Origin of the sequence: Pandoraea cepalis (genome assembly GCF_902459625.1) — a bacterium.
GTDB lineage: Bacteria > Pseudomonadota > Gammaproteobacteria > Burkholderiales > Burkholderiaceae > Pandoraea > Pandoraea cepalis.
Genome location: NZ_CABPRY010000005.1, coordinates 257725 through 274596, shown reverse-complemented (window position 1 = coordinate 274596; position 16872 = coordinate 257725). Strand labels below are relative to the sequence as shown.

Below are 16872 nucleotides of genomic sequence, written 5' to 3'. Positions count from 1 at the left end.
CTGAGGAAATGAAATGAATATCGAAGTTAATCACCAGACGAATGAAAAGGTCGTCTTGAGCGAGATTGAAGAGAGAGTCGTCCGCCTAGATTTCTCCAATGCATCATCTCGGCACGCCCTCGACGCTGAACTCCTTGGAGAGTTGATTCAGCACATGACGCTTCTCAGAAAGCGCCAAGTGGCTCCGGTCGTCATTATTGGGAATTCGTCGGGAGACCGTGTCTGGAGTTCGGGGCATGATTTGAAAGAGCTCAACGAGGATCGCGACCCTTTGGCTTACGGAAAGCCAATCGAGGAGGCATTGCGCACCATCCGAGGGTATCCAAACGTTGTGATCGCCGCAGTGTCTGGCTCGGTTTGGGGGGGCGCCGTGGACCTAGTGATGAGCTGCGACCTCGTGTTTGCTGATCGCAATGCCCAATTCGCGATAACGCCATCTAACATAGGTCTTCCTTACTCAACGAGCGGATTACTGCGATTTTTCAATAATCTTCCGATCCACGTGCTTAAGGAGATGTTCTTCTGCGCCAAGCCGCTCGACATCGAGCGAGCTGCGCAGTATGGGGTCGTCAACGAAGTCGTCGAGATTGGGCAGTTAGATCACGCCACGCTCGGGCAAGCCCGACATCTCGCGACCAAGGCACCTCTTGCAATTCGTGCTGTGAAGGAGCAACTACGGGTCTTGGAGGACGCGACACCGATTTCTGTCAGTGCGATGGAGAGAATTGCTGAGATGCGAAAGCAGGCGTGCGAGAGTGCTGATTTTGAAGAAGGGCTGCTGGCGTTCTCAGAACGCAGGCCGAGCCAGTTTCACGGCCGCTAGACTTGGTGGTTGCCCCCCAGTTGCGCCGCTGGACACTGTGACGGATGGGCGGCGAAATGTCCTAGTTGGACTCTTCCGCCGCGCCTGACTACTCAGGCTGAGAACCGCTTGAGACTCGAGGCAGAGTACCGTTAACGCGGTTCATCTGCAAAGCCCGTCCGTGACTAACCAGACAGACGATTTTCTATCAGGCGTTTGTGCGGGAAGACTCGGCCCATCCAGCGGCGTTGGAAACAGCGATACTGCACTTCTTAAGAAGTTGCGCGGCTTCCGAATTCGGATCGTCAACGAGTTCGGTCATTGGGCCCATGATGGTCACTGCGGCGATGATGTTGCCGAACTGATCGAAGACCGGAGCCGACATTGTCGTGACGCCCGGAAGGAATCCATGGCAAAAGCTGAAGCCGTTTTCACGGGTGTGGGCTGCTAATGCATAGACTTGGGTCAAGGTCTTGGGCGCGTCGGTACCGTGCAAATCAGTGCTTCGCTTTTGCTGAGCAAGCTCTTCTTTCACCATAGCTGCAGTGACATGCTGCGGAAGGTGCGCAAGGAAATTACGTCCCAACGCTGACGTGAGTAGGGGCAATACACTGCCCACGCGGAGTTCCCAGAGCGATGGGCGTTGAGCACATTCGACACGGTAGACGATGGTAGGCCCTTTGTTACCCCATACGCCTAGAAATACGGATAAGCCGGTTAGCGCCCCCAGCTCAGCCATTGCCGGTCGCGCGACCTTGTGGACGTCAAACTGCTGCAGTGCGGCGGTCCCCAGCTTGATCGCATACTGCCCGAGTCCGTAGAAACCAGTGTCAGGCTCCTGCACTACCACACCAACGTTTTGAAAGCTTACGAGATAGTTGTGCACGTTTGCGACAGGCATGTCGCAACGGGCTGCGATAGTGCGCAACGGGATCGGCCCCGCTGCCATTCGAAGTACCTCAAGGATAGCGAAGCCGATTTCGATTGACTGAATACCTCGCCGGGGGCTCTTCCCTGCATCGGCGGCGCCATCTTCCGTAGCCTGTTTGCGCACAGCCTTCCTGATTTTTGCGTCCATGGTCTCGATCTAATTAGGGCAATGCAACGCGGATAAGTTACGTTCTGACGTTGCCATTCTATCGCCAACCAATCCCGCCCCGCTTCTCTGACCACCCTTAAGGCCACGACGATTAGCTTGTTGACTACCCGCGCAACCCAGCAATGGTACTGCCGTCACCAAAAGTGGGACCTACATTTGCTTTCTGGGGCGCGCAATCGCGGCGGACGAATAATCGTATTCCCTAGGATGCGCATTCTGCGAAGGAGCTGTGCCGACATGGCAATTGTGCAAGGGCAGGGGCGACACATAAGCTGAATATTGCAATCGTTATTGCAGTGCCGAGAAGAAATATCGAAAGCAATTGGCACAGGAAGGTGTGCATTCACGACGTGGGGCTTGACTCTACGAACGGCACGCCATATCGCTCGATCATATGCGCATTCGCACGCGCGCCACCAAGGAAGAGAAAGATGCCACGCTCCCGTGTAGCCTGCCTCGCCGCTATCGCATTGTCGACCGTCATGTGTACCGCACATGCACAGTCAGGTAAGCCGACTGAAATAAAGGTCGGCATTTCCACGTTCCTCTCGGGCCCGCCTTCGGTGTTTGGCGTTCCTTCAAAAATCGCCGCCGACATGTACATCGAGGAGCTGAACGCGGCAGGAGGTATTAGCGGTGCCAAGATTGTTCCCACATACATTGACGAAGGCGTTGGCACCGATAAGTTCCTCACCGAATATCGCCGAGTGGTGCAGGAGGAAAATGCGAAGGTCATGATCGCAGCAAATTCCAGCGGGAATTGCAACGCGTTGGCCCCAGTTGCCGAGGATCTGAAGGTCGTCGACTTGATGTGGGATTGCGGTGCACAAAAGATCCTCGAGGAACGGCGCTACCGTTACACGGTGCGGCCTCAATCGAACACGATTCAAGACTTCACGGGCGCCGTCGTGTACCTGCTGCGACACAACCCGAATTTCAAGACAGTTGCTGTTGTCAATCAGGACTACGCGCAAGGGCGCGAGGCATGGGACGTCTTCCTGACGGTGCTTAAGACACTGAAGCCTGATGTGAAAGTTGTGGCAGAGCTCTTCCCTAGGTTCGGCGCGACGGATTATTCGACTGAAATCAGTCGGCTCCAAGCACTGCGCCCCGACGTCGTGTTCTCTGCAGCGTGGGGCGGTGACCTTGACACCTTCGTTCGCCAGGCATCACAGCGCGGCTTGATGAAGAACTCGCAGTTTGTACTTCCGCTCGCGGAAAGCTCTCTTGAGCGTGTCGGCGCCTTGTTGCCGGACGGCGTCATTGTCGGCGCCCGCGGCGATCACTATTTCCTCAATCCCGAGTTCAAGAACGATCCAAAGCTTAAGGCGTTCATCCTGAAATATCGTCAAAAGATGGGGGCGTATCCGATTTATCCCGTCTTTCACATGATTCAGGCGCTTGACGCCACCAAGGCAGCTTACGAAAAAGCCATGAAGGCGAACGGCGGAAAATGGCCGACCTCGGATCAGGTGGCTGATGCGTTGCACAAGTTCACCTTCCAAAGCATGGCCAGCACGGTGACGATTCGAGAGGATGGCCAGGGTCTCGAGGATGAGCTGTACGGCGTTACCCGCAAGGTCAAAGGCTACCCGTTCCCGATTATCGACAAGATCGAAATTTACCCCGGCGCCATGATCAACAATCCGGTCGGTAAGCCTGCGATGGAGTGGTTGAAGACGGTGAAGCCTGAAATGCTGCACGATTCCCGTATCAAGACCTTCCCGTCCTTCGAGTAGTAATCGCCATGAATGAATCCATGATCGTCTTGGCAATTCTTGACGGATTGTCATTTGCAGCGCTGCTGTTCTTGGTGGCGCTGGGGCTAACGTTGGTTTTTGGCGTCATGAATGTCATCAACGTGGCACACGGCAGCATGTTCGCCATCGGAGGATACGCTGCGGCGACGGTTGGCATATGGGCCGCATCGATTGGAATCTCGGGATATGCATCATTGCTTCTTCTGCCGGTAGTGGCGCTCGCTGTTGGAGCATTTTTCGGCGGCGCGATGGAGACGTTTTTGATGCGTCCGATTTATAGAAAGGAGCCCGTACTCCAATTGTTGGTGACTTTTGCTGCGTTCATGGTGCTTGAAGATCTTCAGAAGATGATCTGGGGAACCCAGCCGTACGCGGTGTCGGCGATCGTGGATGCACTTGGGGCTGTCGAAGTCTTCGGTATTACGTATACCCGATACCAACTATTCGTTTTGCCCTTGGTTGCGGTCGGCGTGTTCCTGCTTGTCCGATATTTTTTGCGACACAGCCTACTGGGCAAGCAGGTAGTAGCCGTTGCGCACCACCGCGAAACAGCTGCCGCGATTGGGATCAACGTCAAGCGCATTTGCCTGCTTGCATTTGTAGCGGGCGCGGCGCTTGGCGCTCTCGGCGGCGCAATGTCGGTTCAAACAACCTCCTGGGTTTCTGGCATCGGCTCGGAAATGATCGTCCTGTCGTTTGCCGTCGTTGCAACCGCGGGTTTGGGGCAGATCGAGGGCGCTTTTGTCGCGGCGATTCTCATCGGACTTGCTAGGTCGTTTTCTGTCTATCTCGCCCCGGAGCTTGAGGTCCTGGTTCCTTATCTAATCATGGCGCTGGTCCTCATGCTTCGCCCGCAAGGCCTATTTTCAGTCGCGAAAGCTAGGAGAGTTTGATGCCGAAGTCGAAAAATTCGACGGTGCTTGCAACGGTCGACATGTCGCGTCAAGCATCGCGACGTCGACGTGCGCCGACTATGACCATCGTTGCCTTTGTACTGTTTGCAGCCGCGCTCATCGTGCCGATGTCGATGACCTGGTTGAAGACCCCTGTGATTTTCGCCGCAAGTTTGGGCATCGCCGCGCTTGGGGTATCGATATTGATTCGTGCTGGGCAAGTGTCGTTCGGTCACGCAATGTTCTCGTGCTTGGCAGGGTACGCGGTCGCCTTCATTTCGCGGTGGTGGGCTGGGCTCGATAGCGCTGTGCTGATTGTCTGCGGCACCGCATTTGGCACGTTCTGCGGCTTACTCATCGGGCTATTCGTTGCTCGATATAGAGAAATCTTCTTCGGGATGTTGAATCTCGCTCTTTCCATGGTCTTGTTCGCTGTTTTGGGCAAGTTGTTCGACGTCACGGGGGGGACGGACGGACTTCAGTTGCCCAAAGCGACGTTCCTTGGGATGGCGCTCGAACGGGATGGTCTGGAGACGGCTTTGCTGATCTTCACAATGATCTGCGCATTAGTTGCGAGCTATTTCGTGTCCCGTTATGTTGAATCTGCTGCAGGAAAGTCGTTATCTGCTATTAAAACAAACGAGACGCGCCTTGAGTACGTGGGCATCTCCACGTATCGAACGTTCCTCACTGGCTATGTTTTTTCCGCGGCCTTGTGTAGTTTGTCGGGCGCAATCTTCGCGGTGACTCAAGGGCTTGTGACGCCGGAGATGGGCTATTGGGTGCGTTCAGGAGAGCTTGTGTTCGTGGCGATTCTCGGGGGAGTTGTTCATCCGGTTGGCGCATTCCTTGGCGCGACGATCTTCGAATTTGTCAAACTGTTCGCTGCGGCCTATCTGACTGACACCTGGCAAATGGTGCTGGGGGGCGTACTCATTTTCATGGTGTTCTTCGCCCCAATGGGGATCTCGGGACTACTGATGCGCTTTGACGCTTCGCGCAGGAATGGAGTACGGCAATGAACGAGACGCTACTGCAAACCGCCGACCTGAAACTTTCCTTTGGCGCTGTGGTGGTTGCCGACAATATCAACTTCGAATTGAGCGCAGGGGAGCGTCTAGCCGTGATTGGTCAAAACGGCGCAGGGAAGACGACGTTCATCAATATCTGCACCGGGCTATTGCGTCCTCAGGGCGGAACCGTTCGTTTTTGTGGGCAGGACATTACTGGCATGGCGCCGCGCAAGATTGCGCGACTCGGCATGGCTCGCTCGTTTCAACTGCCTCAGTTGTTTCTTGAACACTCTGTGCGTGACTGCGTACGAATCGCAGCCGCTGGCAAGCGAGGAGCGATAGGGGTTTGGCGGTCGTTGGCGAACGCGGTGCCAGACGGGGATGTCGAGCATGTTCTCGAGCTCGTAGGGATGCGGGAGCGGGGCGATGAGCCTTGTGAGTCGCTACCGGAAGGACATCGCAAACTACTGGACATCGCGATGGCACTGATTTTGCATCCACGTTTGCTGATTCTCGATGAACCAACAAGCGGTGTGTCTACAGATGAGAAACATGGTTTGATGAAAACCATCATGACAGCACTTGATGCCGCGGACATAACGGCAATTTTTGTTGAGCACGACGTCGACATTGTCGAGCAGTACGCGACTCGAGTCGCGGCTTGGATCTCAGGAAGAATTGCGGCCGACGGAACGCCAGTCGAGGTTCTGAATGATCCCGTCATTCGCACCGCTGTGTTGGGAGAGTGAGATGCTCAAAATCGATAATGTGACGGTCAAGATTGCAGGAATCGCTGTGCTCCGCGGCATCAGGACGGAATTCAAGGCTGGCAACCTTGTCGCCGTTGTGGGACGAAACGGCGCAGGGAAGACCACGTTGCTTAGAGCCATCATGGGACTTCTACCGCTGACAGAGGGCGCTATTCAGCTCAACGACGTTAACCTGGTCTCTCAGCCCGACTATCGCCGGGCCCGAGAAGGCATTGGATACGCACCGGAGGATCGCGTGATGTTCCCTACGCTCACTGTCGAGGAGAACTTGCGATTACCGTGCCAAATCCTCGGCATGGGGCGAAGCGATGTTGATGCGCGACTTGAACAGACGCTTGTTGTCGTGCCACAGCTAGCTGACCTGCTCCGCCGCTCAGGTTCCGCGCTATCCGGAGGGCAAGGAAAGATGGCAGCCCTAGGTCGGGCATTGATGGTTGGCACAAAGATGGTCCTTCTTGATGAACCGTTTCAAGGCCTCGCGCCAGTCCTGGCCAACCAATATGCGGAGTCACTCCGCCGCGTTAGAGACTTTGCTCCCAATTCATGCGTTGTGGTAACGGAGTCAAATCGGTCTCTATTGAAAGATCTTCCGGACGAGACGGTCATCCTTGAACGGGGCGAACTACAGAGCCCTGAGGTCGAGCACGCGATTGCTTAACAGGGCCGACTAAACCAAGGCCGATCTGATGAACTCGTACCTTGGTTCCTTCCGCTACGCGACTTGCGAAGGCCACATGCCTACATGGCAATTCCGGTGGCGAGGTGATGGTCGTAACCTTAATTCACACCAGAAATCGGGAATATTACTGTCATGAAAATTGGATTTGTCGGGCTGGGACAGATGGGCAAGCCCATGGCGATGAATATGTTGAGGAGCGACGGTATTGATCTCGCTGTGTACTCGGCAGATCAGTCGTGCTACGGCGAGTTCATCCGAGCCGGTGTTCGCACCGCAGAAAGTCTGTCGCACCTCTCCGATTCACAAGCGATATTTCTTTGTCTGCCAAACGGAGACGTGGTGAAGGATGTCTTGTTCGGCGTAAATGGGCTTGCAGACAAATTATCGAAGGGAACCGTCGTTGTCGACCATAGCACCATCGAACACGGATCAACGATGGAGATCGGTGCGGCACTCGAGGCTCGCGGCATTAGATTTCTCGATGCTCCCGTATCAGGTATGGAGTCACGAGCAGTCGATGGCACGTTGACCGTCATGTGTGGGGGGGAGTTCTCCACCTTTGAATGGGCTGAACCATTCCTGCGCTGTGTGGGGAACAACATTCTCTTCATGGGGCCCCGTGGCAGCGGGCAGCTAACCAAGCTCGTAAATCAGCTTCTTTTCGACATCAATTGCGCAGCTTTGGCAGAGGTGCTGCCCATGGCCGTCAAGATGGGGCTTGACGCGGACAAGATCGCTTCCGTAGTGAACAGTGGCACCGGTCGCAGTTACGCCTCGGAGTTCTTCGTGCCGCGAGTTCTGCAGAGGCAGTTTTCGACCGGTTATCCGCTGACGCACGCATACAAGGACCTCGTCAGCGCCGCTGAATTGGGTGCTCGCCAATGTATTCCGATGCCGGTACTGGCAGCCTCGACCGCGACCTACCAACAAGCACTCCTTGCGGGACACGGAGCCCTGGATAAAGGGGCAATGATCTTGCCATTTGAGCGTGCCTTGGGTGTGGAATTCAGGTCAGAAGTGAAGTGAGTTCGGGAGAGAAAATGACGACTGAAGGACAAGGGCTTGACCGTGGCCTGACAAATTACGGTGACCGAGATTTTGCGCGATATCTGCGGCGTTCGATGGCTCGATCCATGGGCGTTTCTACTGAGTTGCTTGAACGCCCGATCATCGGCATCGCCACTTCTCCCAGCCAATTCAACAATTGCCATCGCTATATGCCGCAATTAGCGGAGGCCGTAGCGCGTGGCGTTCTTGCCGCTGGCGGTCTGCCGCGAGAGTTTCCGACGATTTCATTGGGCGAGGTCTTTCTGAACCCAACAAGCATGGTATTTCGGAACCTGATGTCCATGGACGTCGAGGAGATGATTCGCGCTCAACCCATGGATGCGGTGGTGGTTATCGGTGGATGCGATAAGACAGTTCCCGCCCAACTCATGGGCGCGGCATCCGCAGGGCGCCCGGTTATTCAGTTGGTGACCGGCCCAATGATGACTGGACGTCACAAGGGCGAGCGTCTAGGCGCATGTACCGATTGTCGGCGGTTTTGGGGCAAGTTTCGCGCGGGCGAAATCGATGGTGAGGAGATTCAACAGGTCGAAGGCCGCTTGGCGACGACGGCGGGCACATGTGCGGTGATGGGGACGGCAAGCACGATGGCCTGTATCACTGAGGCACTTGGAATAGCTTTGCCAGGTACCGCAGCTATTCCCGCCGTAGACTCTCAACGTCTTGTCGCAGCCGAGGAGACTGGTAAAACGGCGGTTCGATTGGCTCGAAGTCCCATCACTCCAAACCAGATCATTACCCAAGAGTCCGTGGAGAATGCGTTCCGGCTCTTGATGTCGCTAGGTGGCTCCACGAACGCGATTGTTCACCTGACTGCAATTGCTGGCCGGTTAGGTATTCGGATCCCGCCGGAGCGGCTCAATGAGATTTCCGATGAAACCCCGGTGCTAGTCGACCTGAAACCTGTGGGGGAGGGTTACATGGAGGACTTCCATGCCGCAGGTGGTGTAGGTGCCGTGTTGCGTGAGCTGCGCCACCTGCTGCATCTTGATTGTCTGACGGTCGAGGGAACGACGCTTCGTGAGCGACTCGATGGCCCTGCAGGGTGGGTCGACCGAAAAGTCATTCGCTCCTTCGATACACCGGTGAGCAAGATTGGTGGGCTTATATCTTTGAGCGGAAATCTCGCGCCTGGCGGAGCCATCTTTAAACGAGCTGCTGCGACGCCCTCCTTGTTTGAAGTCGAGGGGCGCGCGGTTGTGTTCGAGGGGCTGGAGGACCTCGCCGCTCGCATCGACGATCCAGCACTCGACGTCAACGCTGACGACATACTTGTGCTGAAGAATGCTGGTCCGTTGGGTGCGGGCATGCCCGAGGCAGGGTACCTGCCAATTCCCAGCAAGCTTGCTCGCGCAGGGGTCAAAGATATGGTGCGTATCTCCGATGCTCGGATGAGCGGTACCGCTTATGGAACGATTGTGTTGCACATCGCCCCTGAAGCTGCTGCAGGCGGGCCGTTGGCGATTGTGAGAAACGGGGACCGCATTCGGCTTTCTGTATCGGAAAAACGAATCGAACTGCTTGTGGACGAGGCTGAAATTGCGCGTCGCCTGTCGAATTGGGCACCTCGCCCCAGCCCGGAGCGCGGCTACGCACGCTTGTATAACCGCTCGGTTTTGCAGGCGCCGGATGGCTGTGACCTCGATTTCCTCGTCCGCGCGCCGAATAACTCAAATGTCTGATCGACAGACTACCGGAGTCAAAAATGAATTTGTTTTCAAAGCTGTCTGAACTAGCCGAAGAAGGTCGTCCGTTACGCATAGGCTTGATTGGCGCAGGAAAGTTCGGTTCGATGTACCTCGCACAAATCCCTCGCACGCCAGGTGTGCACCTCGTTGGTATCGCGGATTTGTCTCCGACCAACGCACGCGCCAACTTGGAGCGGGTAGGCTGGCCGAATGAGCGATTTGGCGCGAGCTCGCTGGATGACGCAGTTCAGCATATGACGACGTATGTCAGTGACGATTGGCGCGCTCTCGTGGAACACCCTGAGATCGAGATCGTTGTCGAATGCACCGGCAACCCGATTGCGGCAGTGGAGCATTGTCTGGCGGCGTTTGAGAATGGTAAGCATATTGTCAACGTGACGGTGGAGGCGGACGCATTCTGCGGTCCTTTGCTTGCGCGCAAGGCGGCCCAAGCCGGTGTGATTTACTCGCTTGCTTACGGAGACCAACCTGCTCTTGCATGTGAGTTGGTCGATTGGGCACGAGCAAGTGGCTTCCCGGTGGTCGCCGCCGGGCGAGGGCACAAATGGCTACCGAAATTCCGAGAATCGACACCTGACACCGTTTGGGATCACTGGGGTGTCAGTGCGGAGCAAGCGCGCTTGGGAGGTATGAATCCGAAGATGTTCAATGCGTTTCTCGACGGCTCGAAGCCGGCAATCGAGAGTACTGCAATTGCAAACGCCACCGGCCTGGAGGCACCGGATGACGGATTGACCTTCCCGCCGGGAACGGTCGACGACATCCCAAGCTTGATGCGTCTTAAGAGCGATGGTGGGCATCTCTCGAGGAAAGGCGTGGTGGAGGTGATTTCTTCGTTGAAGCCTGACGGGAGCCCGGTGGGCTACGACATTCGCAAGGGGGTTTGGGTTTGCGTCGAGGCGCCAAACGACTACATCCAGCGATGTTTCAAGGAGTATCAAGTCGTGACCGACCCGTCCGGCACCAACATGGTGTTGTATCGGAAATGGCATCTGATTGGATTGGAGCTCGGCATTTCAGTCGCGTCGATTGGGTTGCGTGGTGAAGCCACCGGTGTGCCCCGGTACTTCAACGCAGATGTCATCGCAACCGCGAAGCGCGATCTAAACGCCGGTGAAATGCTCGATGGAGAGGGTGGCTACACCGTCTTTGGCAAGCTGTTCCCAGCCAAGAAATCGATGAGGCTCGGTAGTCTTCCGCTGGGTTTGGCGCACAATTTGCGAGTAGTCAGACCAGTCGCAAAGGATCAGTCTCTTACCTGGGATGACGTTCAGATCGATGAGACGCTGCCTGCATATCGCGTGCGCCGCGAGATGGAGTCAATGTTTGCCCTTTAAGGGTTCGGATTCCCAGCCAGGTTCATCAGTGTTGGTGGGGCTGGCTGCGGTTGAACACTTGCTCGTTTGGCGAGATTGAATATGATTTCCGACGTATCCATTTCGCAGCAGCCTCGCACGTTGCTGCAAAAACTCTGGGACCGGCACGTTGTCGAGCGGGCCGACAATGGTTCTACGCTGCTATATGTTGATCGACATCTTGTCTACGAGGTAACCAGCCCTCAGGCGTTTGAAGGTCTTCGGGCCGCGGGCAGACGTCCCTGGCGCAGCGAAACCGTTTTGGCTACGCCTGATCACAACATTCCGACAACGAACCGCGAGGCGGGCATTATCGATCCTCTGGCTCGCTTGCAAGTCGAGCAGTTGGCTACCAATTGCCGCGAGTTCGATATTCTCGAATTCGGTTTGGCGGACAAGCGACAAGGCATTATTCATGTGATCGGACCCGAGCAAGGAATGACCCTGCCAGGGATGACCGTCGTTGCTGGGGACTCGCATACAAGTACACATGGAGCCTTTGCGGCACTTGCGTTTGGCGTGGGGACGTCGGAAGTCGAACATGTGCTCGCGACCCAATGCTTATCAATTGCTCCGATGCGGTCAATGCTGGTGCGGGTGGACGGACGACTACCCAACGGTGTCACAGCGAAAGACCTGATTTTGGCAATCATCGGCCAATTAGGCACTGCGGGGGCGACGGGGTATGCGATCGAATTTGGCGGGAGTGCCATACGCGACCTTTCCGTCGAGGGCCGGATGACGCTTTGCAATATGGCAATCGAGGCGGGTGCGCGCGTCGGTCTGGTGGCCGTCGATGCGAAGACGATTGACTACCTCGTTGACCGACCCTTTGCGCCACGAGGCGACGATTGGGTGCAAGCCGTCAAATATTGGGCGACGCTCAAGAGTGACGATGGAGCTGCGTTCGACAAGGTCATCGCGATAGACGCATCGCGATTGAGTCCGATGGTCACATGGGGTACGTCGCCGGAAATGGTGACATCCATTGGTGGGGTCGTTCCAGATCCGGCAGCCGAGCCGAACCCGGTCAAGCGAGCTGATATGGAAAGCGCGCTCAGGTATATGGGTCTCGCTCCAGGCACGCCACTTGAGGGCATTCGCCCCGACAAAGTCTTTATCGGCTCGTGCACGAACGCCCGTATTGAAGATCTGCGGGCCGCTGCCGAAGTTGTGAGGGGGCATCACATTGCTGCCAGCATTTTGCAAGCGCTCGTTGTGCCTGGCTCGGGATTGGTTAAGGCCCAAGCTGAGGCAGAAGGGCTGGACACGATCTTCACGCAAGCGGGATTCGAGTGGCGTGATCCTGGTTGCTCTATGTGCCTTGGCATGAACGAGGATCGGCTTCAGCCGGAGGAGCGTTGTGCATCGACTTCCAATCGGAACTTTGAGGGTCGCCAAGGGGCCGGTGGGCGCAGTCATTTGATGAGTCCAGCGATGGCCGCTGCGGCAGCCATCGCTGGGCACTTTGTCGATATTACGAAGGAGGGTTGGCTATGAACGCCTTTCGCGCAATCGAGTCCGTCGTGGTACCGATAGACCGAGCAAATATCGATACGGATGCGCTCTTGGCAAAGCAATTTATGAAGTCGATTTCCCGCACCGGGTTCGGCGATAACTTGTTCGACCAGTGGCGATATTTGGACAAAGGTGAGCCGGGCATGGATCATTCGCAACGTCCAAAAAACCCAGACTTCCCGCTCAATCAAGCCGTCTATGCATCGGCACAAATTCTGCTCGTTCGAGACAATTTCGGTTGTGGCTCAAGTCGAGAGCATGCGGTTTGGGCGCTCAGCGATTACGGAATACGAGTCATTCTTGCCCCCAGCTTCGCCGATATTTTTTACGGAAATTGCTTCAAGAACGGTCTCCTGCCTATCCGACTGGATCCCACTGTTATCGACAACCTTTTTGCGCAAGCGAAGCTTGAGGCGGGGCTATGGCTCAAGGTCGATCTTGAAACACAGGTCATCGAAGGTGCCGATGGCGGGCCCATCAAGTTTGAGATCGACGCCGAACGAAAGCGCAGACTCCTGTTGGGCTTGGATGATATTGGGTTGACGCTTGCTAAGGGGGACGCCATTGCCTCATACGAGGCGAAGCGTCGTCTGCTCGAACCTTGGTTGTTCCGCAAGTAGTTCAGCAGGCGAGTGGCCATGACGCGGCTTCGGTGCGCATCAGGAACCGCCGGACCGGACATGCAACGACCCTAAGATCTACGTTTACGGATTGGTTATGACCGAAGCTAGTCGAAATTTTCGCGAGATTTTCGCCAGCGTCATGCATAAGAGACTGCGTGCCGTCGGAACACTTATCGCGAGATCGTCGTCGATTTTGGTGCAGGAGTTGGCTTGGAGTGACGATTTGCAGGAAACGAGAGCTGTCACAATTTGCCTCTAGGTGCTGGATTTGAATGAGCGCGCGATCGGGCAGTCGAGGTGTGACGAAACGTATTTATTTTTGATATTGCGATATTGTTATACTAATATCAAATGAATGGTGGGCGGCCCCGACGATCGCGGGTTGTGATGCGGAGCCGGGGCGGGCTGAGAGTGTCATACGGTGCGAGGTGTCGCATGCGAGCCGCTCCACGCGCAATCTGCCAGGGAAGCGTTGCCATACTTGAAGACAGGAGTTGCAATTTCATGAAAGAGAAGCAGGCCTCAGCGCTAGACAATTACCGTGGTGTTTGGGGAAATCGCATTGGTTTTGGAGAGCGGGCTGCGCTCGTAATCATCGATTTTGCAAAGGCTTACACTGAGCCAGAGTCCCCACTCTTTGCTGATGGTGTGCCCCCTGCAGTCGAAGAAACAGTGAGGCTTCTCGAATCTGCGCGTCGCAATGGAATTCTCGTCATTCATACTGCCGTGGTTCACCATCGGGCCAACTTCATCGACGGTGGAACCTGGCTAAAGAAGTCACCTGTAGTCAAATGCATGATCCAGAAGAACTACTCTGATTTTTGCGATGGCGTCGAGCCGCGCCCCGACGAACTCGTCGTCACGAAGCAATATGCAAGCGCCTTTTTTGGCACGACGCTCGCACCGACCTTGATGTCAGCGGGAATCGACACCGTTATCCTCACCGGCTGTTCAACGAGTGGATGCATTCGAGCCAGTGCGGTCGATGGTGTTCAACACGGCTTCCGTGTCATCGTGCCGCGCGAATGCGTGGGTGATCGCCATCCGGGGCCGCACGAAGCTAATCTGTTCGATATCGACAGCAAGTATGGCGACGTTGTCGCAAAGGACGAGGTGCTGGCGTACTTCGACCGAGCGCAGCACGGCAACCCGGATTAATGGCATTTCGCAGATGGAACGATCGATCATCAACCCCGCGCGTGTCGATTTCGTAACGCTGAGATTGTTTTGCTCGGTGGCCAAGTCGGGAAGCATTACCAAAGGGGCCTCGCAATGCCATCTTGCGTTGTCGGCCGCGAGCAGGCGACTTGCGGATTTCGAGGCAACTGTAGGGGTTGCGCTGCTGGAGCGAACTACGCAGGGTGTCCAGTTGACTGCCGCTGGCCACGTCGCGATGCAGCATGCTGTCCGCCTATGTCACGGGTTTGAGGTGTTCGGGGCTGAGCTGTCGGACTACTCGCGCGGATATCGGGGGCATGTTCGCTTTTGGGCAAATATGTCCGCCTTGATTGAAAGCTTGCCGGAGGTGCTGGCGTCCTTTATGGGGCAGCATCCAGAAATCAAGGTCGACGTCGAGGAGCAGCTTAGTGGCGATATCGTACGTGCTTTGATAGAAGGTACGGCCGACATAGGCGTGCTGGCTGACGGTACACCTACGCATGGTTTGATCGTAGTGCCATTTCACACGGACGAGTTGGTTGTGATTTGCCCGGATGATCACGTTTTGGCACGCAAAGACGAGGCTTCTTTTTTTGAATGCATTCAATACCCCGTTGTTGGACTCAACCGAGGTAGCTCTCTGCTAGAGTTGATTTCATCCAAAGCACAGGAGGCGGGAGGCTCTCTGCAGTTGCGTGTTCAGGTGCGCAGCTTCGGTGCTCTTTGCCGAATGGTTGGCGCCAGGCTTGGTGTTGGCGTGCTACCTCGCGCTACCTGCGAGCCTCTGTTGGATGCATACAGACTGAAGGCTTTGCGTCTTACTGATCCCTGGGCCTATCGGCGGATGATGGTTGCCTGTTCTGAGACCAAGGAACTTTCGTCGGCCGGAAAGTTGCTCTGGGAGCGATTGATTGTACATGCCGACGGCGAACCGACGTTGTCGTAGCCTTCGTCTTCCCCGAAATAGTAGGGACGTTGCTGTCCAATGAGCCCTCCTCTCGCCGCCCTCAATCGCTAAACACCAAATTTCCGGCTCGCCGCTTGCGTGATCCGCGAAGCCATCATCCCATTTTCGCAATTCCTCGAGAGTCCCGCCTTGATTATGCTTGTTCCAAGGGTCCTGCAGGCTTGTAGGGCAATTGGATCGCGTTAGTGAATGGGGTGTGGGTTTCCCTCGACGTGTGTGAAGGGGTTGCAGATGAGTGAACAGATCTTAGACGGAATTCGAGTGTTAGAGCTTGGGCAACTGATTGCGGGCCCATTTGCATCCAAAACGCTTGCCGATTTCGGGGCGGAAGTCATCAAGGTGGAGTCCCCAGAGGCGGGCGATCCGCTGCGAAAGTGGAGGATGCTACGCAATGGCACATCCGTATGGTGGCAAGCCCAATCGCGAAACAAGCAGTCTGTGTGCATTGACCTGCGCAGCGTGGACGGACAAGCACTGGTCCACCAATTGGCTGTCGACGCGGATGTTGTAATTGAAAATTTCAGACCCGGGACTCTGGAAAAGTGGGGGTTGGGTTGGGACGCGCTTCATCGATTGAATCCGCGGCTGATTATGCTTCGGGTGTCTGGCTATGGCCAAAGCGGGCCTAAACGGGACGAGCCAGGCTTCGGCGCGGTAGGTGAGGCTATGGGGGGGTTGCGGCACATCACGGGCGAATTAGGGCGTCCTCCTGTGCGTGCAGGCGTGTCCTTGGGGGACACTTTGGCTGGCTTGCATGGCGCGTTGGGCGTGCTCCTCGCTCTTTACCAGCGGGACGCTAAGGGGGGCGAAGGGCAAATGATCGACGTAGCCCTTTATGAGTCCGTCTTCAATATGACCGAGAGCTTGTTGCCCGAATATTCGGCATTCGGCGTATCACGTGCACCAGCGGGTGGGGCGTTGCCGGGAATCGCACCGTCGAACGCATACCCGTGCGCCAATGGGGAGTACATCCTGATCGCAGGTAATGGTGACTCAATTTTCAGGCGCCTTATGCAGTTGATTGACCGACTTGATCTCGGAGATGCTCCGGACCTTGCCGGTAACGATGGCCGAGTAGCGCGTGCCCAAGAGCTCGATGCCGCAATTGGTGCTTGGACGGCTCGGCTTATGCCTGATGAAGCACTGACTCGCTTGAAAGACGCAGGCGTGCCGGCAGGCCGGATTTATAACGCACAGGATATTGCGGAGGATCCGCACTATCGTGCGCGGGGCATCATCGAACGCGTACGTGATGCGGATGGACTCGAAGTAGACGTGCCCGGAGTTGTTCCAAAACTTTCGGCGAATCCGGGGCGTATCCGTTTTCGGGCACCGGTGCTTGGAGAGCATACCGAGTCTGCAATGCGACGAATGGGGCTGACGAGCGAGGACATCAAACGCTTGCGAGGCAAACGCGTCATCGCCTAAATGGCGCGCCGGAATCTGAAGGGAACCCGA

The 16872-nt window shown here is 56.0% G+C and carries 15 protein-coding genes; 14 read left to right on the top strand and 1 reads right to left on the bottom strand.

Features of this window, described 5'->3' with window-relative positions; all coding sequences use genetic code 11:
* Positions 1-13 precede the first annotated feature (13 nt).
* Complete coding sequence (scpB, locus tag PCE31107_RS13725; protein WP_150609084.1) at positions 14-823, top strand: methylmalonyl-CoA decarboxylase; 810 nt, start codon at positions 14-16, stop codon at positions 821-823.
* 187 nt (positions 824-1010) lie between these two features.
* On the opposite strand, the gene PCE31107_RS13720 is transcribed toward scpB, so the two are convergent.
* The gene (locus PCE31107_RS13720; RefSeq protein ID WP_150609082.1) at positions 1011-1880 is read right to left on the bottom strand and encodes an IclR family transcriptional regulator; all 870 of its coding nucleotides are present in this window, start codon (positions 1878-1880) and stop codon (positions 1011-1013) included.
* A gap of 452 nt (positions 1881-2332) precedes the next feature.
* Here PCE31107_RS13720 and PCE31107_RS13715 point away from each other — a divergent pair, with 452 nt between their 5' ends.
* From PCE31107_RS13715 to PCE31107_RS13655, 13 genes are all read left to right on the top strand, one after another.
* Positions 2333-3640: an ABC transporter substrate-binding protein gene (locus PCE31107_RS13715; RefSeq protein ID WP_150609081.1), complete on the top strand. Its 1308-nt coding sequence runs from the start codon at positions 2333-2335 to the stop codon at positions 3638-3640.
* Between the two features lie 8 nt (positions 3641-3648).
* Positions 3649-4554 carry a branched-chain amino acid ABC transporter permease gene (locus PCE31107_RS13710; protein WP_150609080.1) on the top strand — a complete coding sequence of 302 codons (906 nt, stop codon included), beginning with the start codon at positions 3649-3651 and terminating at the stop codon, positions 4552-4554.
* A complete protein-coding gene (locus tag PCE31107_RS13705) occupies positions 4554-5576 on the top strand; it encodes a branched-chain amino acid ABC transporter permease (protein WP_246181829.1) in 1023 nt (340 codons plus the stop codon). Before PCE31107_RS13710 ends, PCE31107_RS13705 begins: the two co-directional genes overlap by 1 nt.
* Complete coding sequence (locus PCE31107_RS13700; protein WP_150609079.1) at positions 5573-6316, top strand: ABC transporter ATP-binding protein; 744 nt, start codon at positions 5573-5575, stop codon at positions 6314-6316. Before PCE31107_RS13705 ends, PCE31107_RS13700 begins: the two co-directional genes overlap by 4 nt.
* A 1-nt stretch (position 6317) precedes the next feature.
* Positions 6318-6995: an ABC transporter ATP-binding protein gene (locus PCE31107_RS13695; RefSeq protein ID WP_150609077.1), complete on the top strand. Its 678-nt coding sequence runs from the start codon at positions 6318-6320 to the stop codon at positions 6993-6995.
* A gap of 153 nt (positions 6996-7148) precedes the next feature.
* Positions 7149-8042 carry an NAD(P)-dependent oxidoreductase gene (locus PCE31107_RS13690; RefSeq protein WP_150609075.1) on the top strand — a complete coding sequence of 298 codons (894 nt, stop codon included), beginning with the start codon at positions 7149-7151 and terminating at the stop codon, positions 8040-8042.
* Between the two features lie 14 nt (positions 8043-8056).
* Positions 8057-9766, top strand: a complete 1710-nt coding sequence (locus PCE31107_RS13685) for an IlvD/Edd family dehydratase (protein ID WP_150609074.1) — start codon at positions 8057-8059, stop codon at positions 9764-9766.
* A 23-nt stretch (positions 9767-9789) separates the two neighbouring features.
* Complete coding sequence (locus PCE31107_RS13680; RefSeq protein ID WP_150609072.1) at positions 9790-11130, top strand: NAD(P)H-dependent oxidoreductase; 1341 nt, start codon at positions 9790-9792, stop codon at positions 11128-11130.
* Positions 11131-11211: 81 nt separating this feature from the next.
* Positions 11212-12648 carry a 3-isopropylmalate dehydratase large subunit gene (gene leuC, locus PCE31107_RS13675; protein WP_150609070.1) on the top strand — a complete coding sequence of 479 codons (1437 nt, stop codon included), beginning with the start codon at positions 11212-11214 and terminating at the stop codon, positions 12646-12648.
* Positions 12645-13286 (top strand): 3-isopropylmalate dehydratase small subunit, encoded by a 642-nt coding sequence (gene leuD / locus PCE31107_RS13670; protein ID WP_150609068.1) that lies wholly within the window; start codon positions 12645-12647, stop codon positions 13284-13286. Before leuC ends, leuD begins: the two co-directional genes overlap by 4 nt.
* 507 nt (positions 13287-13793) lie before the next feature.
* The gene (locus tag PCE31107_RS13665; protein ID WP_150609066.1) at positions 13794-14447 is read left to right on the top strand and encodes an N-carbamoylsarcosine amidohydrolase; all 654 of its coding nucleotides are present in this window, start codon (positions 13794-13796) and stop codon (positions 14445-14447) included.
* 13 nt (positions 14448-14460) lie between these two features.
* Complete coding sequence (locus PCE31107_RS13660) at positions 14461-15393, top strand: LysR family transcriptional regulator (protein WP_150609064.1); 933 nt, start codon at positions 14461-14463, stop codon at positions 15391-15393.
* Positions 15394-15645: 252 nt separating this feature from the next.
* Positions 15646-16842: a CaiB/BaiF CoA transferase family protein gene (locus PCE31107_RS13655; RefSeq protein WP_150609062.1), complete on the top strand. Its 1197-nt coding sequence runs from the start codon at positions 15646-15648 to the stop codon at positions 16840-16842.
* Positions 16843-16872: the final 30 nt, after the last annotated feature.